The sequence below is a fragment of the Polaromonas sp. P5_D5 genome (assembly GCF_054049435.1).
The window spans coordinates 291548-310959 of record NZ_JBFUMJ010000002.1 but is presented as its reverse complement, the minus strand read 5'-3'; the positions used below and the strand labels follow the sequence as shown (position 1 = coordinate 310959).

Below are 19412 nucleotides of genomic sequence, written 5' to 3'. Positions count from 1 at the left end.
GCCCCCGCCCCCCTCCTGACCCCAAGCCGACTGGTTGTAAATGACCCGCCCCATCCGCTCTCAATATGAAGATTTCATGCGCCATGTGGACACCCACGGCGCCTTCAAGGCCGACCGCACCGGCACCGGCACGAAAAGCGTGTTCGGCTACCAGATGCGCTTTGACCTGAATGAGGGCTTTCCGCTGGTGACCACCAAAAAGGTTCACCTCAAATCCATCGTGCATGAGCTGCTGTGGTTTCTGCAGGGATCGAGCGACAACAACTGGCTCAAGGAACGCGGCGTCACGATCTGGGACGAATGGGCGCGCGAAGACGGTGACCTGGGCCCGGTTTATGGCGTGCAATGGCGCAGCTGGCCAACGCCGGATGGCGGCCACATCGACCAGATCAGCGAAGTCATCAAGACGCTGAAGACCAACCCTGATTCGCGCCGCATCATCGTGAGCGCCTGGAACGTGGCCGACCTCTCCAAGATGGCGCTCATGCCCTGCCACGCGTTTTTCCAGTTCTATGTGGCGCCATCTGAAGTCCAGGGTCAGCCCGGCAAACTGAGTTGCCAGCTCTACCAGCGCAGCGCTGACATTTTCCTGGGCGTGCCTTTCAACATTGCCAGCTACGCTCTCCTCACCCACATGGTGGCGCAACAATGCGGCCTGGGTGTGGGTGATTTCATCTGGACCGGTGGCGACTGCCACATCTACAGCAACCACCATGAGCAGGTGGCCTTGCAGCTGAGCCGCAAGCCTTTTGCCTACCCCACGCTGCAGATCAAGCGCAAACCCGAATCGATCTTTGACTATCAGTTTGAAGATTTTGAGTTTCTCGAGTATCAGCATCACGACGCCATCAAGGCGCCGGTAGCGGTGTGACATCCGTGCAGGCAGGCGCTCCCTCCGCAGCGCCGGCTTCCACGTTCAATTCGCGGCAACGGTTTTCACTCACACTGCTGGCTCTGGCCTCGGAGCTGATCTTTGTGACGGTGGTCATCTTGCCGATCGCGCCCTTCGTGATGCTTCAGGCCGCCATTTGGGGACCCGGTTTTGCCGCGGTGTTTGGCCTCGCGGCCTTTCTCTTCCTGTGGTGGCTGGTCCAGCCCTCGCCCGGCACGGTTGGCCGGCACACCATTCGCCGTGAAGAAGCACCCGCGCTCTTTGAGATGGTGGACGGCTTGTGTACCAGCGCCGCGGCGCCGCGCATCCACCGCATCGTGCTGGACAACGAACTGAACGCGGCGGCTTATCAAACCGGCGGCTTCCTGTCGTTGTTTGGCAGCCGCCGCACTCTCATACTGGGTGTCCCCTTGCTGAAGATGCTGAACAAGGACGAAGTGAAAGCCGTCATCGCGCACGAGCTGGGGCACTTTTCCCGCAACCACGGGCGTCTGGGTCACTGGATCTACAGGGTGCGGGCCAAATGGGACCACTACCTTCACATGCAAGGCAACGACAGCTTCGTGGATGGGGGGCTGAAGGCCATCGCGTCCTGGTTTGTTCCCTACTTTGTCTCGCGATCATCCAGCTGGTCCCGCCAGTGTGAATTCGAGGCCGACGCCGTCGCAGCGCGGACTTCCTCAGCGCGCCACCTCACCGACGCTCTTGCCAGGCTGGAATTTATTTCTTTTCTTCTGGCCCGGAAACTGCCCACGCAATTGAGCAACCTGCGCATGCAATCGGCGCAAGCGCCCGGCAACTTCTGGGGGCTGACATCCGATTTTGTCGAGGCCCATGGCAGCTTCATGCCGCAGGCGCTCGCGGAGGGAGCCAGCCGCCCACGGCGTGCGCAAGACACCCACCCGCCGCTGCATGAACGTGCGGCGGCGCTCGGCCTGCAGGTCGAGCCGCCGCCGGTTGAAAGCTCGCCCTGCGCCGGAGACATGCTTCTCGGCAAGGAATGGGCCCGGGTTTTGTCGGCCTGCAATGAGGATTGGCAGAAAAACACGCAGGCCGACTGGCGATTCGACCACCTGCGGATGCGGTGGCTGGTGGCCGGTGGGGTGCATGTGCTCTTCTCCGAACAAACGCCCGCCCAGACCGAACTGGCGACGGCGATTGTGCAAGAGCAGTTGCAGAGCGACGACTCAAGCCTGGCCCTGCTGTCTGCAGCGGCCRCCCGCCATCCCGAAATGGCCATGGCCCGGTTCTACTTCGGCCTGGCGTTGCTCGAAAGAGGCGACAACGCCGGCGTCGAGGAATTGCGGCAATCGATCCGGCTGGACAAACGCATCGCCCTCGGGGCGCAGAACGTTATTTGCGGCTATCTCGCATCGCACGGCGACCCGAAGGCCGCACGTGAAGCCGTCATACGCCGCCGCTACACGCACAGGAGGCTGACGCCGCTGTACGAGCAGTTGTGGGAGGCCCTTCTGTGCCGCCCTGTACGCGCCATCGCACCCGGTGCGGCGCCGCTTCTGGCGGAGGTGCTGGCGGGTGAATCACTGACCGACGGCTGCTGGGCCGTGCAGCTGGACCTGCCCGACGCGGCAGGCCTGTCTCATACCGTGAATATCCTCGTGGTGCGGATTGACCATGAGCAAGCCCACACAACCGGCCTTGGCGAAGACGCGCTTCGCTCGCGTTACCAGGACTACCTTCAGGCCGTCACACCGCCCGACCAACTGGCGATGGTGCACACTGTCTATACCTCCGAGGCGCTCAATCCACGCCTGCTCAAGCAACTGCAAGCAGTTCCCGGCAGCGCGATCATCGCGCCGGCCAGGCCCCTGAATCTGGATATCATCCGGATCGATTCCCTCTGAACACCATGAAAATCCACATGATCTTCGCCCGCGCCGCCAACGGCGTGATTGGCCGCGACAACACCATCCCCTGGCGCCTGCCGGAAGACATGGCGCGCTTAAAGCGCCTGACGACCGGCTGGCCGGTCATCATGGGCCGCAAGACCTGGGATTCATTGCCGGTGAAATTCCGCCCGCTGCCCGGCCGCACCAACATCGTCATCACGCGGCAGCCTGACTGGAAAGACACCGGCGCCGAAACGGCCGCGAGCCTGGCCGACGCGCTGGCGCTGTGCGCATCTTCAGCCGAGGTGTGGATCCTGGGCGGCGCGCAGATTTACGCGCAGGCGATGCCGCTGGCAGATCGCATAGAAGTCACAGAGATCGCCGAAACTATTGAGGGCGACGCCTACGCGCCGCCCTTGGGGCCCGAATGGCGGGAGGCCGCACGTGAAAATCACGTGTCGGCCAACGGAATGAAGTTCAGCTTCATCACCTACCAAAAATAAAACCATCCATAACAGATAACAACACACACACGAGGGAAACAGATATGTCAGGAGGCGGATTTCACGTACACGGGCCCCACGACCATGAGCTCGAGCATGCGGCTCAAGGCGGCCACGGCGGCCACGACAACGGCGGCATGATCGCGCAGATCGCGGTCATCACGGCCATCATTGCCACCATAGGTGCCATCTTTGCCTACATGGGCGGCGCCACACAGGCCAATGCAGGCCTCTATAAAAACAACGCGGCCATCAAGAAGACGGAGGCGTCCAACCAGTGGAATTACTTCCAGTCGAAAAGCACCAAGCAGTCGCTGGCGGAACTCGCCCGCGACCTGGCGCCTGAGGATAAAAAAGCCGGCTACCAGGGCAAGATAGACCGCTACGAAAAAGAAAAAAACGAGATCAAGGTCGGCGCGGAGAAGCTCGAAGCCGAAGCCACCACCTGGGACAAATCGTCCGATGAGCAGATGCACCAGCACCATCGATGGGCGCAGGCCACCACCGTGCTGCAGGTGGCCATTGCCCTGGCGGCCATCGCGCTGCTGACCCGCAAGAAGTGGCTTGAATACGGCATGTTCGTCGTGGCCGGTGTGGGGCTGGTCATCGGCGTATTTGCCTTGCTACATATTTGATAGCTACTTGCGCACGTCCTTATTGGGCTGGAGCACTAAATCATGAAAATTGCCACCTGGAACGTGAACTCCCTCACTGCGCGGCTTGCGCATGTGCTGAACTGGCTCGCGGCCAATCCTGTCGACGTGCTGTGCCTGCAAGAGCTCAAGATGACGGACGACAAGTTCCCGCTGGAGGCGCTCAAGGCCGCCGGCTATGAAGCCGTTGCTTTTGGCCAGAAAACCTACAACGGCGTGGCCATCCTGTCGCGCACGCCGCTGCGCGACGTGGTGAAAAACATCGTCGGCTTTGAAGACGAGCATTCACGCGTCATTGCCGCCACGGTGGATGGCCCTGCGGGACCCATCCGCGTGCTGAACGGCTATTTCGTCAATGGGCAGGAGCCCGGCAGCGAAAAGTTCGCCTACAAGATGCGCTGGCTGGGAGGTCTGCAGGCTTATGTGCGCGCGGAGATGGCAGCCCACCCACAACTGGTGCTGCTGGGCGACTTCAACATCACACCGGAAGACCAGGATTCGTTCGACCCGGAGGGCTTGCGCGACACCATTCACCACACGAAGGAAGAGCGTGAACATTTCCGCCAGCTGGTGGCGCTGGGCCTGACCGACAGTTTCCGCATGTTCGAGCAGCCGCTCAAAAGCTTTTCGTGGTGGGACTACCGCATGCTCGGTTACCAGAAGAACCGCGGCCTGCGCATCGACCACATCCTGGTCAGCGACGCCCTGAAGCCGCAAGTCAAAGGCTGCACCATAGATCGCGTGCCCCGCAAATGGGAAAAGCCCAGCGACCACGCGCCGGTCACCGTGGAGATTGGTTGACCCCCGTCCAGGCTCACTTCGTGTAGCCCGTTCCCCCCTTCCAGGGGGCGAGGCCAGCGGTCTGGCAAAGCCAGTCCCGCGGCCTCTGCTGGTGAAAACCCCCGCTGGTTACGCCACTGAATTCTTCAAGCCAGCATGAGCCCCGGAACCGGCTTTGCCGGGCCGGAGGGCGGGCGGCCCCCTCGGGGGGCAGGGAGCTACACGAAGTGAGCGACCGTGGGGGCCACATTCACTCCAGATTGAGTTCCTGAATCTTGCGCGTGATGGTATTGCGGCCTATGCCTAACTTTTGAGCGGCCTCAATGCGGCGCCCGCGTGTATTGACCAGTGCGGTCTGGATCAGTTTGGATTCAAAGCGCCGGGTCAGCACATCCCACACGTCACTACGACCGGTCGCCAGCAATGCCAGGGCTTCTGCTTCAAGACCACTTTCCCAGCTTTGCTCAAGGCCAGGGCCTGACGGCACCAGCACGGCAGCTTCAGCCACATGGCTGGCAGGCGCTTTTTCGGCGCCGGTGCCTGCTGTCCACTCTACTTTGGCAGCACCCGCTTTCTCGGCCAGCGCCTGGGTTTTGCCCGACTCAGGGATAACGCCCAGCACTTCGGGTGGAAGATCCTTGGGCTCAATCACCTGCGCCGGCGCCATGACGGTGAGCCAGTGGCAAATGTTTTCGAGCTGGCGCACATTGCCGGGGAAACCAAAGTTGCTGAGCTGCTGCAGCGCCAGGTCGGAAATCCGCTTGGGCTCCACACCGAGCTGCTTGGCGCTTTGCTGCAGGAAGTGGCGTGTCAGCATGAAGACGTCTTCGCGCCGCTCACGCAGTGCGGGCAGGCGCAGGCGGATCACATTGAGTCGGTGGAACAGATCTTCGCGGAAGCCGCCCTCCTTGACGCGTTGCTCCAGGTCCTGGTGAGTGGCAGCGATCACGCGCACATTGGCCTTGACGGCGTTGTGCCCGCCGACGCGGTAGAAATGGCCGTCACTCAGCACACGCAAAAGGCGCGTCTGCAAGTCAAACGGCATGTCGCCGATTTCATCGAGAAAGAGCGTACCGCCCTCAGCTTGTTCAAAGCGGCCGCGCCGCATGGTCTGCGCGCCGGTGAACGCGCCGCGCTCATGACCGAACAGTTCGCTTTCCAACAAATCCTTGGGGATGGCCGCGGTATTGATGGCCACAAAGGGCCCATTGGCGCGCGGCGAATGCTTGTGCAGCGCACGCGCCACCAGCTCTTTGCCCGAGCCTGACTCACCGGTGATCATCACGGTCACCATGCTCTGACTCAAGCGCCCAATGGCGCGGAACACGTCCTGCATGGCTGGCGCCTGGCCGAGCATTTCGGGCGCGGAGGCCATGCGCTCTTCAGCCACCTCTTCGCGCTGGCTTTCTTCCACTGCACGGCGAATGAGTTCTACCGCCTTGGGCAGGTCAAACGGCTTGGGCAGGTATTCGAAGGCGCCGCCCTGGAAGGCAGACACGGCGCTGTCGAGGTCGGAGAATGCGGTCATGATGATGACCGGCAGGCCGGGGAGCTTTTGCTTGACCTTTTCGAGCAGGTCGAGGCCAGAGCCGCCCGGCATGCGTATGTCGCTCACAAGAATTTGCGGCCCTTCATCCTCCGTCGCGCTTTCCAGTGCGGCAAGAACTTCGCGGGGATTGGTGAAACTGCGCGTAGGAAGGTCCTCGCGGAGCAGGGCCTTTTCCAGAACAAACCGGATGGACTGGTCATCATCAACGATCCAGATCGGTTTCATGTAGTGCAGTCCCTTTTTTCGTGCTTTCAATGCAGGGCTTTCTGGAACCCTCTGCACGATCGCGTTATGTATCAATCATGGCTGAGAACACATTTCAAGGCAGCGGTATAAGCAGCTTGAAATCTGTACGGCCCGGCACACTGTCGCACTCAATCAAACCGTGGTGTTGCTGGACAAAGGTTTGCGCCAATGTCAGCCCCAGCCCCGAACCACCTTCCCGCCCGGATACCAGCGGATAGAAGATGCGGTCTTTGATGGAGTCCGGCACACCCGGTCCATTGTCGATAACATGCAATTCCAATGCCAAGCGATAGCGCTGCTTGCCAAAAGTTACCTGCCTGGCGATTCTTGTCCTGAAAGTGATGTGCGCATTGCCCGCCGCGACCCGTTCCGCCAAAGCCTGCGCGGCGTTGTGCGCGATGTTCAGCACCGCCTGAATGAGCTGTTCGCGGTCTCCGCGGAAATCAGGAATCGAGATGTCGTAGTCGCGCGTAACCCTCAAACCTTTTGGGAACTCCGCCAGGATCAAGGAGCGGACGCGCTCACACACTTCGTGAATATTGACATCGCCCACCAGGTGCGGGCGGCGGTGCGGGGCCAGCAGGCGATCTACCAGCGTCTGCAGGCGGTCTGCCTCATGGATGATGACCTGGGTGTACTCGGTCAGGTCCTTGCCGATTTCCATCTGCAGCAGCTGCGCAGCGCCGCGAATACCGCCCAGCGGGTTTTTGATCTCGTGGGCCAGGTTGCGGATCAACTCCTTGTTGGCCTGCGCCTGGTCGATCAGGCGTTCTTCGCGCTCCTGCTTGGCTTGCTGCTCCAGCGGCAGCAGCTCCACAATCGCCTCACCCGGGGTGTCGGTCTGCGCCACCACCACATGCACGGGCAGCGGTTCGTGGTTCAGGCGCCTGAGCCACGCGTCGTAACGCAGGGCGGCAAATTCATTGCTGCCCGCGCCCTCCAGCGCATTTTGCAAAATGAGCGGCTCGGTAAAGCAATCGGGGAGCTGTGAGCCTTCAATGGTCCGCCGCGAGGTGCCCAGCGCGTCTTCCAGCGCGGCATTGGCAAACACCACGGTGCCGTTGGTGCGCACCACGGCCACCAGCGTGGCCAGCAGGTCAAACGCCTGAAAACGGGGGGGAAGTCCGGTGACCGGGACGGACGATAAAGCGGCGCGGATGGAGGGCTTGTTCAAGCCATCCATTTTCCTCCAGAAGCCGGCTTGCCGCGACTTGCCGCGTTGGTTTAATTGGCGACGAGCGCAGCAGGCGGCGGGCCAGGCAAGCGGGAAATTTCGCGCTTGAGGCCGGCAATGTCGCTCTGGTTACGGGCGATGCTGTCTTTCATCTCTGCCACGCGGTCCAGGTAGCGCTGGTAATTACGGCCTTCAATGCCCTGTTTTTCAGGTTCGCCGTTGTTGAATTCTTTTTGCTGCTCGGCCAGCTTGGCTTCGGCCTTTTTCAGTTCGGACTCAAGGATGGTGCGCGAATCGTTGTCGCGGGCCCGTTGTTCGGAGCTGCCATCAGTGCGCGGGCCGCTGGAGCCTGCGGCCGCAGCCACGCGAACCGCCGCTTTGGGCACTGGCGTGCTCTGCATCACCGTGACATTGCCGCCGGACAGCAGTTTGCAGCTCCGGGTTTGGGCATCTTTTGCGTTGTTGATGTATTCAGGGGCCGCGCCTCCGATGCCCGCGCAGCGGTAAATCTGCTGCGCCCATGCAGCATTCCCCGCGCCAGCCAGCAGCAACGACAAGGTAGAAAGCAATAAGGTGTGTTTCATAGGAACTCCCGATACCCAGAAAGGGCGAAGGACGGTCTATCAGTATGCGGCAAAGGCGCAAAAATACAAAGCCAGCAAACCCACAACCTGCCGGGGCAATAAAAAAGGACGGCATATGCCGTCCTTTTTTGACCACAAACTGTGTAAATAAACAGTAGGCGGTTGGGCTTTCGCCCTCCTGATTACAGGGAGTAGTACATCTCGAATTCGATCGGGTGAGTCGCCTGGCGCAGGCGGGTCACTTCACCCATCTTCAGTTCAATGTAGGCGTCGATCATGCTGTCGGTGAACACACCGCCCTTGGTCAGGAAGCTGCGGCCCACGTCGAGGGCGTCCAGTGCCTGGTCGAGGCTGTGGCACACGGTTGGCACTTTCGCATCTTCCTCGGGTGGCAGATGGTACAAATCCTTGGTGGCGGCTTCGCCCGGGTGGATCTTGTTTTCCACGCCGTCCAGGCCGGCCATCATCAGGGCCGAGAAGCCCAGGTACGGGTTCATCAGTGGATCGGGGAAACGCGCTTCGATACGGCGGCCCTTGGGGTTGGCGACGTAAGGAATGCGGATCGACGCCGAGCGGTTTTTGGCCGAGTAAGCCAGCTTGACCGGTGCCTCATAGCCAGGAACCAGACGCTTGTAGCTGTTGGTGCCTGGGTTGGTGATGGCGTTCAGGGCACGTGCGTGCTTGATGATGCCGCCGATGTAGTACAGGGCGAAATCAGACAGGCCTGCATAGCCGTCGCCGGCAAACAGATTCTTGCCGTCTTTCCAGATGGACTGGTGAACGTGCATGCCGGAGCCGTTGTCGCCGACAACAGGCTTGGGCATGAAGGTGGCGGTTTTGCCGTAGGCGTTAGCCACGTTCTGCACGACGTATTTCAGGACTTGCGTCCAGTCGGCGCGCTGAACCAGCGTGCTGAAACGGGTACCGATTTCGTTCTGGCCAGCGCCGGCCACTTCGTGGTGGAACACTTCAACGGGGATGCCCAGCGATTCGAGGATCAGGGCCATCTCGGCGCGCATGTCTTGCGTGCTGTCGACAGGAGGCACGGGGAAGTAACCACCCTTGACGGTAGGACGGTGGCCGCGATTGCCGCCTTCGAGCTTGGCGCCCGAATTCCAGGGCGCTTCGTATTCTTCGATCTTGAAGAAGGTGCCCGACATGTCGGTGTTCCAGCGCACGTCGTCAAAAATGAAAAACTCGGGTTCGGGACCGAAGTAGGCGGTGTCGCCCAGGCCGGAAGCCTTGAGGTAAGCCTCTGCGCGCTGCGCGATGGAGCGCGGGTCGCGGTCATAGGCCTTGCCGTCAGCAGGCTCGAGCACGTCGCAGCTCATGAACAGCGTGGTTTCTTCAAAGAACGGATCGATGTTGGCCGTCTTTGGGTCAGGCATCAGTTGCATGTCGGAGGCTTCAATGCCCTTCCAGCCGGCAATTGAGGAGCCGTCGAATGCATGGCCCGACGTGAATTTGTCTTCGTCAAAGTGGGACACGGGCACGGTCACGTGCTGCTCTTTGCCCCGGGTATCGGTAAAACGGAAGTCAACAAACTTGACCTCGTTTTCCTTGACCATTTTCATGACGTCTGCGACGGTCTTTGCCATCAAAATCTCCTGTTGCTGGATGGGTGGTTGAAAAATCTATTCGGGCTGTCGAATGCACTTTTTGTGCCACAGACATTGGCGCTTCAGTTTCCTGCCAAGCCCCGGATTGTGCCGTGATCTGGCTTCACTTCCCGCCTTGGTACGGCCGAAAATACAAAAAACACCTGACAACAATCGCACCAATTAGGTGCGCATCGCAAACCGCACACATTTGGGGCCATTATTTAACGCACCAATTCGGGGCCAAATTTCAGGTCGAATTTGTGCAACCCTGCCAGCATGGCGGGATAGGCCCGGTTCACCGCTTCGGGGGCGCCTTTCACTCCCAGCTCAATATGCCGGCCATATTCGGGGTGGTCCACACTCGGCAGGCTGAATACCTTGACGCCGGAATGCGCCGCTTCAATGTCGAGCATAAGGGGGGTAAGCATGGCTTCCATAGACCCAAAAATGATCACTGATTTTTCGGTGTAAGCCGACTTTTGGTGCAGGTGCGGATAGCCGTTGTCGAGTACCCACTCGATCATCGGCCAGGCCATCACCGGGAAACCGGGCACAAAGTGAACGGCCCCCTGCCCTGCGCGGCAGGTGAAGCCCGGTATCTTGTTATAGGGGTTCGGAATAATCTCCGCGCCGACCGGAAACACGCCCATGTTCAACCGGTGGATGTTGTCGTCGCGGTCAGGCTCATAAGGTATGCCCTGCTCTTTGGCTACATCGGCCATGCGCTCCAGGATCAGGGTTTTGGCCGTGGAGTGCAGCGCGAGCTCAAGGCCCAAGGCCTTGGCGGCGCACTGCCGGGTGTGGTCGTCAGGAGTGGCGCCTATACCGCCGCAGGAAAAGACCACGTCGCCATGTTCACGCGCGGCGGCAAAGGCGCGCGCCAGCGTGGCCGTGATGCGCGCCGGGTCGTCGCCCACATAGTCGGCATAGGCCAGCTGCAAGCCGCGCGCGCCCAGCAGTTCAATGGCTTTAGGCAGGTGTTTGTCGGCGCGTTTGCCGGAAAGGATTTCGTCGCCGACGATGATGAGGCCGAATTGTGGGGTCATGTTCAGGCTTGTCAGGTAACGGGTTCAGGGTTGTGATTCGGGCTTTCCGCCCAGCGAACCGAAGCTGGGCGCCGGCCCGGGAAGGGCATCGGGGGCCAGTTCATTTGCTATCGATTCAATAGCTGCTTGCGCAAGCGGGTCGGGCGCCAGGGCATTGTTTTTCTTGCGGAGCTGTTCCAGGGCCGACAGCGTGTAGTGCGCAAACCAGAGCGAGGAAAACGCAAACACCAGCGTATAGATCCAGATCGCCACCGGAACCAGGATGGGCGCCATGGCCACAAACATCGCGCCCGAGGCCCACAGCAGGCTGGGAGCCGCACCGAGGTAGCCGCTGAACACACCGATCGCCAGCAGCGGCAGGCGATGCTCCTTGAATATCTGGCGCCGCTCTTCACTGCTGGCGTGGTCCACCATGGCGTCATAAGACATGACACGGTAAGTCAGCCAGCCCCAGATCAGCGGCGGCAGCACCAGGATCAGCGGGGGAATCAGCCAAAGCGGAATCGAAACGACCAGCGCCACCACGGCCAGCAAGGTCGAGCCCAGTGACCAGAACAAACTGGTGAACAGTGAACCGCCCCGTTTGCGCTCCATCTGGGGAAAGCGCCGTTCAGCCACCAGGGCCACCATGGCCGGCGTCATGAGCAGTGCCACAAAGAGCAGCGAGACGATGATGATCACGGGAATGATCAAAAGCAGGAGCAGCACCTTGGGCAGTACAGACTGCAGCTGGCTCAAGCCCAATCCCTCCAGCCAGCGAACCATGGCATCAACCAGCTCGAAGCTCCCAAGTTGCACGCGGATGGCTTCCGCAGCACTGTCCCAGAAGAAGTAGCCCAGGGTCAGCGAAACCACACCCATGATCACCAGCGGCAGGATCGACAGCACAATGACCCGCGGGTGCAGGCAATACATCGCGGCGCGCCAGAAGGCGTCAAGAAGTTTGCTCATGCTGAAAGTGTAGCCCCCACAGTCGTTCACTGCGTGTAACTCCTTGCCCCCCGAGGGGGCCGCCCGCCTGTGGCCCGGCAAAGCCGGTTCCACGGCTCATGCTGGGTTAAGACCCAGGCACGCTCAGGCTTTGCCGAAGAGGCGTTTCAGGCCCATCCATTGCTGCGACCAGAAACCTTTGCCGTACTCACGGTTGGCTTCGACCTGGTCGCGAATGCCCGTCGGGTCATAGCGCTGCTCAAAATTCACCGTACGGAACAGCATGTCCCACCAGGGCAGCAGCACGCCGAAGTTGTGGCCCCCCAGCGTTTTGGGGCCATGGCTTTCGTGGCCAATGCCGATGCTGTGGTGCAACCGGTGAAAGCGCGGGCTGATCCACAGGCGCTCGCCCACATGCCCGAACCACATCCGCACATTGGCATGCTGAAAGCTTTCGCTGAGCTGCGTAAAGGCCACGATGGCGATGAACTGCCCCGGCGCCACGCCGATAAGCTGAGCCACCAGCACGACGATGGAGTCGACCAGGATGTCGTCCAGCAGGTGGTTGCGGTTGTCGCTCCACATCGTCATCTGCCGCTGCGCATGGTGCAGCGAATGCAAGCGCCACCACCACTCGATCTGGTGCTGGCCGCGATGCGTCCAGTACGCCACAAAGTCAAACACCACCAGGTAAATCGCGAAGCTGACGAGGGCGTTGTCCGTCACGCCCGGCCAGAGCTGGTCTAAATGGAAAGTACCGTAGCCGGCAGTGCGCAACGCGCCAAAAGCCTCGTCAAACCAGGGATCCAGCGTGAAAAACAGCGCGATGCGAAACAGGCCCAGCCGGTGGATCAGGGTGTAGAGCACATCAGTACGTATGGTGGCCCGATCCAGCACGGGCTCTACCGGCCGCCAGCGCTGCAGCGGGCCGACGATGGCCAGCAGTATCAGCACCTGGATGACGCCCACCATGAACCAGGCGGTGGCGTCGTAGCCGTCTTCCAGCAGGTTGCCCATGCCCAGCGCAAACATGGCCGGTTGTACGGCCGACTCAAACAACCATTGCTGCGCCATTGAAAAGAGATCGCTGAACCAGTCCATGTGGTTTATTTTGAAGGCCTGGCAGACGCCGGAGCGGCCTGCGACGCAATCCAGTCTTTGTACTGGGGATGTTCAGCCAGGGTTTTGAAGCAAAAGCCCCGCGACTGCAGGCCGGTGATGAGCGGCTCCAGCACAGCAGGTGCCCAGGGGTCCTTGCGTGACCAGATGCCCAGGTGGGCCAGCAGGATGTCGCCGGAGCGGATGTCGCGCAGCGCCTTCTTCAGCAGGAAATCATTGCCGAACCTCTCGCTGGCCAGCTCATCACCCAGGAAACCGGCGGGCGACCAGCCCACATGCTCAAAGCCACAGGACTTGGCCGCCGCCAGCAGCGCGGGCGAGGTTTTGCCGCCCGGCGCGCGAAAAAGCGGCAGTGTTTTTTTGCCGGTTATTTCTTCGAGGCGTTTGCTGGACTTGCCGATTTCTTCGCAATACTGCTTCGCCGTCCAGGTGAAGTCCTTGCCTGCCTGCGGGCCCGCAGAAGGCCGCATCTTGAACTGCACCGGTGCACCAGGTGCGCCGGGTACATCGCCCCGCCAATAAACGTGGTCCCAGGTGTGCGAGGCAAATTCGTGGCCTTCGCCCGCCCGCGCCTTCCACCAGCCCGCCCACTGTGTGCCCAGGCTGCCATCGCCGGTTTGCGTGCGCTCATTGGCGGCAAAGAACGTGACCTTGACCTTGTGTTTGTTCAACACCTCAGCCATCAACGGCGCAACAGCCATGTGGCCAGTGTCCAGCGTCAGGTAGACGGGTTTGCAGGCCGCCTCGGCCTGCTGCGGCGTGTTTTGTGCGGATTTTTGTGCATTGTTTTTGCCTGCAGCCCATACAGGATTTGCGCAAGCAGCTACAAAAACGATAGCAAGCATCGTCTGCAACAGAACAGCCGTAGCGGCGGTCGTTGGGGACTCTCCAACCAAGCCGGGGCCGCGGAACCGGCTTCGCCGGGCCGCAGGCGCAGCGGCCCCCTTGGGGCTGGAGCCCGCGGCTCCAAGCCTGCCTGCGCAGGCTTGGACGGGCGACAGAGGCGAAGCGTCCCGCGAGCCGCGGCCTGCAAGGCCTCGGGAGTTACACGCAGTGAGCGACCGTGGGGGCTCAGCGTGGTGCGTGGTCAAGCGTCCAGACGCCATGAGGGCTCTTTCCAACATTGACCTGGCGCACGATCTTGTGGCTTGCCACGTCGATCACCGTGAGCTTGCGTGCCCAGCGCGATGTGACCAGTATCTGCTTGCCGTCACGGCTCACGTCGATACAGTCAGGGCCGCCCGGCGCGGGGTAGTTGTCCACCACTTCCAGGGTCTGCAGGTCGATCTTGCTGATGCTGTTGGCCACGCGGTTGCTGACCAGCACATGGCGTTTGTCGCCGAAGGCGCGGAACGCGTGCGCGCCGGCGCCGGTCTTGATGACCTTGGTTCGCTGCGGTTGCGCGCCGCTCACGTCATACACCTCGACGGCGTCGCCGCCGGTCAGGCCCACCAGCAGGTGCTTGTCGTCGGCTGTGCCGTACACGTCGGCCGGGATGGAGCCGGTCTTGACACGCCACTTGACGGACTGGCTGGGCAGGTCGATGGCGATCAGCTCGTCGCTGTCCTGCATGGTCGAATAAATCGTGGTGCTTTTGGTGTCGATCCACAGATGGCTCGGCGTCTTGCCGGTGGCCACGCGCTTGGCCAGCGTGATGTCCTTGCCGTCCCACTTGTAGATGTCGATGTGGTTGAGGCGGTTGGCGGCCGTGACAAACCATTTCATGTCGGGTGAAAAGCGCAACTGGTACGGGTCGATGATGCCGCGCACCGTGCGCTGCACTTCAGCGGTTTTCGGGTCGATGAAGGTAAGCGAGTCCGACAGCGCGTTGGCAACAATCACCGATTTTTCATCGGGCGTGAGGTACAGGTGGTGCGGCTGCTTGCCGGTGGCAATGCGTTTGGTTTCCGTCCAGGTGGCCGGGTTGATCACGCTGACACTGTCTTCGAGCGAGTTCAGCACAAAAACAGGCGTTGTGATTCCCGAAAGTACGGCACCAGCGGCGGCCGTCTGGGCAAAGGCGGTGGAACATGCCAAACCGGCAAGGGCAAGCAGCCAGGCGGCGGCAAAACGGACGAAAACATTCACAAAAACGGTCTTTCTACGTGCAACCGGCTAGTGTACCGGGCGTCAGCCGTGGCAAATGCCTAAAGGTACCCAAAAGTCCTCTGCGGCCCCTTTTCCCAACGCCAGATTCGCCCAATCGTTTACATCCTTTACGATGCAACGATGAACTTGATGGAGATCAACGGCATGCGCCTGGAAGTCAGGCACATCGCCGGGCGCACCGACCTCGCTCCGGTGGTTTTCCTGCATGAAGGCCTGGGCTCGGTCAGCCTCTGGACGCAGCGCGGCCTGGACTGGCCCCAGGCGGTGTGCACGGCAACCGGACGGTCGGGTATGGTGTATTCGCGGCGCGGCTATGGGCAGTCAGAGCCCGTACCAAACGTACGCGGTGAACCGGCAGAGCAGAACGGCCAACGCACCGGCCGGCTACTGCCCGACTATATGCACCGTGAGGCCTGGGAGGTGTTGCCCGCGCTGCTGGATACGCTGCGGGTTGAAAACCCCGTATTGCTCGGCCATTCCGATGGCGCCAGCATCGCCCTGCTCCACGCCAGCCGCCACCCGGTTTCGGCCTGCATCGCGATGGCGCCGCACGTGCTGGTCGAAGACATCGCGGTCCAGGCAATTGCCCAGGCCAGAACCGCGTTTGAATCAGGAGGTTTGCGCGAGCGCCTGGCTCGTTACCACGCTGATGTGGACGTCGCTTTCTGGCAATGGAACGATGTCTGGCTGTCGCCGGCCTTTCGCAGCTTTGACATCCGGTCGGACTGTGCGCGCGTTGCAGCGCCGTTGCTGCTCATCCAGGGGCTTGAGGATGAGTACGGCAGCATGCGGCAGCTGGACGAAATTGCGCTGGCAGCACCTCATGCCCGGCAACTGAGGCTGGCCGCCTGTGGGCATTCACCCCAGCGCGACCAGCCTGAAAAAACGGTTGAAGCGATCGCTGACTTTCTCAAAGACATCGATTGAGCCGTTTGGTAGTCGCTACGTTTTTCATAGCTGCTTGCGCTCGTCCCTATTGGTTTACAGGCCGATTTCATTTAAAAACAAGGCCTGAACCGTCATTTCAACGCGACGCAGGTGCTGCTCAAGCCTCTTTGACTTCGATGTGGTACGTCGCCCAGGGACACCAGGCAAAGCGCGCCGGCAGCGGCTTGGCAGCCATGTCGGGAAAGCGGTCCGCGTCATACACCGCCCAAAGCGGTCCCAGCCCGCCCAGCGCCATGGGTTGGCCGTCCAGATGGGTGGCAACGATGAAACGGTATTTGCCAGCCTCGGTGGCGGTGACCTGGGCTGCGTAGCCGTCCACGGCGCGCAGGAAAAGCGTCGTCTTGTCGGTCAACTTCACGCCGGCAGCTTTCATGACATCGGCCAGCAAGGGGCCTTTCAGGGTGTGCGGCTTGCTGTCGTATTCCAGCGTCGGCTTGATGGTGACGGCCGGCAGCGCCGTGAGTGCGGCAAAGTCAAAGACATGGGCCTTGTCGAACTGGATTTTCTGCTTGCCCATCATCTGGTCGAGCACCGGATCGAAGGCGCCGCGGTTGCCCCCACCGATCAGCCCGCTGACGGTCAACAGGATCGGGCCTCGCGACGCTTTGGGCGCGTGTTGCGCCAAGGCCAGCGACGGTGCGGCCACGGCACCGATTGCGGCGGCATTCAGGAATTGACGACGTGGGTTCATGTTTCCTCCGGGTTTGCTTTTTGCGAAGCTGGCAGCGTAACCGCTTGCCGCCGCGTCTGGATCAGGTTTTTTACCGGTTTCAGGGGGTTTTGACCGAAGGCGCTGAAATGCTGGCCATGTCCTGCGCCGTGAGCCAACGCCATTCGCCGGGTTTCAGGTCAGGCGGCAAATCCAGCGAACCAATGCGTGAACGGTGCAGGCCGCCCACGTCCTCCACCCGGTTGCCCACCGCGGCAATCATGCGCTTGACCTGGTGGTATTTGCCTTCGGTGAGCGTCAGGCTAAGCTGGTTCTCGCCGGTCTTTTCGCAGCTTGCGGCGCGCACGGGCTTGGGGTCGTCGTCCAGCACCACGCCGGCAAGCAGTTTTGCCACCTGCTTGTCATCGACCGGGTGTTTGGCCCGCACCTCATACACCTTGGGCACATGCTGCTTGGGCGAGCTCATGCGGTGGATGAACTTGCCATCATCCGACAGCAGCAAGAGGCCGGTCGTGTCCTGGTCCAGCCGGCCCACCGCCTGCACGCCGGCCGCTGCGCCACCGCCGCGCTGACGGATCGGCGCCGGTAGCAGGGTGTAGATGCTGGGGTAGGTGCTGGGCTTTTGCGAGCATTCGTAGCCCGCCGGTTTGTGCAGCATCAGGTAGGCTTTCTCGTGGTACTCCCAGGCCACGCCCTGCACCGTGAAGTGCAGCCCCTCTGCTATAAATTCCATAGCTGGTTCCGCACAAGGGACGCCCGCTACAGCCACAAAACCCTGTTGAACCAGCCCCGCGCACACGCGCCGCGTGCCAAAGCCCTGAGAGAAGAGAATTTCTTGAAGTTGCATGCTTGCCATGGGACGTATTGTCGCCGGGAGGCAGCGACGGGCAGGCAGCCGGGGAAACCGCAGGCCGAATGGCCAGAATTGCCACTTTGGCCGTTTCGAGCCACACCGGCCAGCTGTGCGCGCGTTTTCAGCCATGGCCTCCCCAAGTCAAGCCAGATCGCTCTGCCTGTTGACTGCGGTCAAGCGATTCCAGGGGCCGGCGTCCTATGATCTTTTTCGGAAAACGGTCAAAAAACAGACAACGGCAGAGAGACGGCGAAAGAGACTCATGGAATTTGAAATACCGGAATCCCTGGCCAACACCTTGCTGGGGATGATCAACGCGGAGTCGCCGCTGGCCCGGCGCCTGAGCGAGCACGGCATGTCGCGCGGCAAACGCGTGGTACCCAGCCGCCTTTTTGACCTCACCACGCTGAATACGCTGTACGGCCTGTGCCGGGCGGCCAACGAGCGCGAGTTGATGTTTCAAATGCTGGCGCTGGACAACATCCACGCCGCGCCGGCTGCGCGCAAGATCCCGAGCCTGGAGCTGCTGATCCCGGGCCTGATCGCCTGGCTATCGCGCGACATGATCGATGGCTGGCTTTACAAACGCGGCAAAGACGGCGTGCTGCTGCCCTGGTTGGTGCATTCGATGCGCTATGTGCAGCCCACCGACGGCTCGGCCTACGTGGTCATCGGCCTTCTGGCCAACACCGTGCAGGCCGCTGGGCGCGAGCCCATCACCGACCCGCGCATGCGGCGCACCGGTATGACCTACGGCATCAGTTTTTATGCTGACGACATCGAGAACCACACCATCCCCGAACTGATGACCGGCGACGGTTTCTACAAGGAATGTGCCGAGTTCAAGGCCGAATACGAAGCGCACGCCAAACGCTTCATGCAATTGCAGCCGAAGTTCGGCGCGCAGTTCACCATCTCGGGCGCGGCCTGGATGTCGGACGACAGCCCCCGGCCGCAACTGGAATGCCGGCGGCTGCAGGCCGGCACCAACGCGCGCTGCGTGAACGACGAGGAGTTGCTGGAGCGGCAGTTCGACACCACCGCTGACGCGACGTTCTGGCGCGAAAGCGGCATCGCCGAGGGCTTTGAGCGGGTGCCGCTGCACTGCTACCTGCATCTCTTTCACCTGGATTGGCATCGCAATCTGTGGGTGCATGTGCAGAACGTGCGTGAGTACCGCTACAAGCCGCAGCTGCGCGACAAGCTGGTGCTGCCGCAGGCGCACCGCGACCTGATCGACATCCTCACGGCGGACCGCAACTTTCTGATGGAAGACATCGTCGAAGGCAAATCCGGCGGCACCACCATCTTGTGCAAGGGCGCACCGGGCCTGGGCAAAACGCTGACGGCCGAGGTGTACGCCGAGGTGGTGGGCAAGCCGCTGTACCGCGTGCATTCAGGCCAGCTCGGCGTGACGGCCGACTCGGTTGAAGCCAATCTGTCGAAGATTTTGCAGCGTGCGGCCCGCTGGGATTCGGTGTTGCTGCTGGACGAGGCCGATGTCTACATCCGCCGACGCGACAACGACCTGCAGCACAACGCCATCGTGGCCGAGTTTTTGCGCACGCTCAAGTACTTCAACGGCCTGCTCTTCATGACGACCAATCGCGTGGCCGATATTGACGATGCCATTTTGTCGCGCTGCATTGCCATCATCCAGTTCGAGACGCCGACGAAAGAGAAGGCCGCGCAACTGTGGAAGTCGCTGGGGCAGCAGTTCAACGCCGAGTTGCCCGACGAGTTGGTCGCCAAGCTGACCGTGACCTACGCCGCCGCCAGCGGGCGCGATATCAAGGAGTTGCTCAAGTTGACTTCGAAGTTCTGCAAGGGCAAAAGCGAGCCGCTAAGCGAAGACGCGTTTGCGCAGTGCGCGGCTTTTCGCTGCATCGGTCAGACACCTTAAAG

The 19412-nt window shown here is 61.3% G+C and carries 18 protein-coding genes; 7 read left to right on the top strand and 11 right to left on the bottom strand.

What is annotated here, in order from left to right; genetic code table 11:
* Window positions 1-40 precede the first annotated feature (40 nt).
* From ACXJKE_RS08140 to xth, 5 genes are read left to right on the top strand one after another with little or no spacing between them, the layout of a single operon-like run.
* Window positions 41-871, top strand: coding sequence for a thymidylate synthase (locus ACXJKE_RS08140; protein WP_457280085.1), 831 nt, complete (start codon window positions 41-43; stop codon window positions 869-871).
* Window positions 868-2757, top strand: coding sequence for a M48 family metallopeptidase (locus ACXJKE_RS08135; RefSeq protein WP_457280084.1), 1890 nt, complete (start codon window positions 868-870; stop codon window positions 2755-2757). The genes ACXJKE_RS08140 and ACXJKE_RS08135 overlap by 4 nt, the downstream gene beginning before the upstream one ends.
* 5 nt (window positions 2758-2762) lie before the next feature.
* The gene (locus ACXJKE_RS08130) at window positions 2763-3245 is read left to right on the top strand and encodes a dihydrofolate reductase (protein WP_457280083.1); all 483 of its coding nucleotides are present in this window, start codon (window positions 2763-2765) and stop codon (window positions 3243-3245) included.
* 44 nt (window positions 3246-3289) lie between these two features.
* Window positions 3290-3880: a DUF4337 domain-containing protein gene (locus tag ACXJKE_RS08125; RefSeq protein WP_457280082.1), complete on the top strand. Its 591-nt coding sequence runs from the start codon at window positions 3290-3292 to the stop codon at window positions 3878-3880.
* Between the two features lie 42 nt (window positions 3881-3922).
* Window positions 3923-4699: an exodeoxyribonuclease III gene (gene xth / locus ACXJKE_RS08120; RefSeq protein ID WP_457280081.1), complete on the top strand. Its 777-nt coding sequence runs from the start codon at window positions 3923-3925 to the stop codon at window positions 4697-4699.
* Window positions 4700-4928: 229 nt separating this feature from the next.
* Here the strand turns inward: xth and ntrC are convergent, their stop codons facing one another.
* The 9 genes from ntrC to ACXJKE_RS08075 form a co-directional block, all read right to left on the bottom strand.
* A complete protein-coding gene (gene ntrC, locus ACXJKE_RS08115; protein WP_457280080.1) occupies window positions 4929-6452 on the bottom strand; it encodes a nitrogen regulation protein NR(I) in 1524 nt (507 codons plus the stop codon).
* 94 nt (window positions 6453-6546) lie between these two features.
* Complete coding sequence (gene glnL / locus ACXJKE_RS08110) at window positions 6547-7656, bottom strand: nitrogen regulation protein NR(II) (protein WP_457280079.1); 1110 nt, start codon at window positions 7654-7656, stop codon at window positions 6547-6549.
* A gap of 41 nt (window positions 7657-7697) precedes the next feature.
* Window positions 7698-8231 carry a hypothetical protein gene (locus tag ACXJKE_RS08105; protein ID WP_457280078.1) on the bottom strand — a complete coding sequence of 178 codons (534 nt, stop codon included), beginning with the start codon at window positions 8229-8231 and terminating at the stop codon, window positions 7698-7700.
* A 182-nt stretch (window positions 8232-8413) separates the two neighbouring features.
* Window positions 8414-9829, bottom strand: coding sequence for a type I glutamate--ammonia ligase (glnA, locus tag ACXJKE_RS08100; RefSeq protein ID WP_431097519.1), 1416 nt, complete (start codon window positions 9827-9829; stop codon window positions 8414-8416).
* A 224-nt stretch (window positions 9830-10053) separates the two neighbouring features.
* On the bottom strand, window positions 10054-10878 hold the full coding sequence (locus ACXJKE_RS08095; protein WP_457280077.1) for a competence/damage-inducible protein A: 825 nt from the start codon (window positions 10876-10878) through the stop codon (window positions 10054-10056).
* A gap of 24 nt (window positions 10879-10902) precedes the next feature.
* Window positions 10903-11829 (bottom strand): EI24 domain-containing protein, encoded by a 927-nt coding sequence (locus ACXJKE_RS08090; RefSeq protein ID WP_457280076.1) that lies wholly within the window; start codon window positions 11827-11829, stop codon window positions 10903-10905.
* A gap of 123 nt (window positions 11830-11952) precedes the next feature.
* Complete coding sequence (locus ACXJKE_RS08085) at window positions 11953-12909, bottom strand: sterol desaturase family protein (RefSeq protein ID WP_457280075.1); 957 nt, start codon at window positions 12907-12909, stop codon at window positions 11953-11955.
* A 5-nt stretch (window positions 12910-12914) separates the two neighbouring features.
* Window positions 12915-13772 (bottom strand): polysaccharide deacetylase family protein, encoded by an 858-nt coding sequence (locus ACXJKE_RS08080; protein ID WP_457280074.1) that lies wholly within the window; start codon window positions 13770-13772, stop codon window positions 12915-12917.
* Window positions 13773-13998: 226 nt separating this feature from the next.
* Window positions 13999-15015 (bottom strand): YVTN family beta-propeller repeat protein, encoded by a 1017-nt coding sequence (locus tag ACXJKE_RS08075; RefSeq protein WP_457280073.1) that lies wholly within the window; start codon window positions 15013-15015, stop codon window positions 13999-14001.
* Window positions 15016-15156: 141 nt separating this feature from the next.
* On the opposite strand from ACXJKE_RS08075, the gene ACXJKE_RS08070 reads away from it, so the two are divergent.
* Window positions 15157-15963, top strand: a complete 807-nt coding sequence (locus ACXJKE_RS08070) for an alpha/beta fold hydrolase (protein WP_457280072.1) — start codon at window positions 15157-15159, stop codon at window positions 15961-15963.
* Between the two features lie 118 nt (window positions 15964-16081).
* On the opposite strand, the gene ACXJKE_RS08065 is transcribed toward ACXJKE_RS08070, so the two are convergent.
* Window positions 16082-16675, bottom strand: a complete 594-nt coding sequence (locus ACXJKE_RS08065; protein WP_457280071.1) for a molybdopterin-dependent oxidoreductase — start codon at window positions 16673-16675, stop codon at window positions 16082-16084.
* Window positions 16676-16754: 79 nt separating this feature from the next.
* Window positions 16755-17501: a pseudouridine synthase gene (locus ACXJKE_RS08060; protein ID WP_457280070.1), complete on the bottom strand. Its 747-nt coding sequence runs from the start codon at window positions 17499-17501 to the stop codon at window positions 16755-16757.
* A gap of 268 nt (window positions 17502-17769) precedes the next feature.
* Here ACXJKE_RS08060 and ACXJKE_RS08055 point away from each other — a divergent pair, with 268 nt between their 5' ends.
* Window positions 17770-19410, top strand: coding sequence for an AAA family ATPase (locus ACXJKE_RS08055; RefSeq protein WP_457280069.1), 1641 nt, complete (start codon window positions 17770-17772; stop codon window positions 19408-19410).
* Window positions 19411-19412: the final 2 nt, after the last annotated feature.

Coding starts and splice junctions, on each gene's coding strand:
- ACXJKE_RS08140 (WP_457280085.1), top strand. CDS start 41: ATGACCCGCCCCATCCGCTCTCAATATGAAGATTTCATGCGCCATGTG.
- ACXJKE_RS08130 (WP_457280083.1), top strand. CDS start 2,763: ATGAAAATCCACATGATCTTCGCCCGCGCCGCCAACGGCGTGATTGGC.
- ACXJKE_RS08125 (WP_457280082.1), top strand. CDS start 3,290: ATGTCAGGAGGCGGATTTCACGTACACGGGCCCCACGACCATGAGCTC.
- xth (WP_457280081.1), top strand. CDS start 3,923: ATGAAAATTGCCACCTGGAACGTGAACTCCCTCACTGCGCGGCTTGCG.
- ntrC (WP_457280080.1), bottom strand. CDS start 6,452: ATGAAACCGATCTGGATCGTTGATGATGACCAGTCCATCCGGTTTGTT.
- glnL (WP_457280079.1), bottom strand. CDS start 7,656: ATGGATGGCTTGAACAAGCCCTCCATCCGCGCCGCTTTATCGTCCGTC.
- ACXJKE_RS08105 (WP_457280078.1), bottom strand. CDS start 8,231: ATGAAACACACCTTATTGCTTTCTACCTTGTCGTTGCTGCTGGCTGGC.
- glnA (WP_431097519.1), bottom strand. CDS start 9,829: ATGGCAAAGACCGTCGCAGACGTCATGAAAATGGTCAAGGAAAACGAG.
- ACXJKE_RS08095 (WP_457280077.1), bottom strand. CDS start 10,878: ATGACCCCACAATTCGGCCTCATCATCGTCGGCGACGAAATCCTTTCC.
- ACXJKE_RS08090 (WP_457280076.1), bottom strand. CDS start 11,829: ATGAGCAAACTTCTTGACGCCTTCTGGCGCGCCGCGATGTATTGCCTG.
- ACXJKE_RS08085 (WP_457280075.1), bottom strand. CDS start 12,909: ATGGACTGGTTCAGCGATCTCTTTTCAATGGCGCAGCAATGGTTGTTT.
- ACXJKE_RS08080 (WP_457280074.1), bottom strand. CDS start 13,772: ATGCTTGCTATCGTTTTTGTAGCTGCTTGCGCAAATCCTGTATGGGCT.
- ACXJKE_RS08070 (WP_457280072.1), top strand. CDS start 15,157: ATGAACTTGATGGAGATCAACGGCATGCGCCTGGAAGTCAGGCACATC.
- ACXJKE_RS08065 (WP_457280071.1), bottom strand. CDS start 16,675: ATGAACCCACGTCGTCAATTCCTGAATGCCGCCGCAATCGGTGCCGTG.
- ACXJKE_RS08060 (WP_457280070.1), bottom strand. CDS start 17,501: ATGCAACTTCAAGAAATTCTCTTCTCTCAGGGCTTTGGCACGCGGCGC.
- ACXJKE_RS08055 (WP_457280069.1), top strand. CDS start 17,770: ATGGAATTTGAAATACCGGAATCCCTGGCCAACACCTTGCTGGGGATG.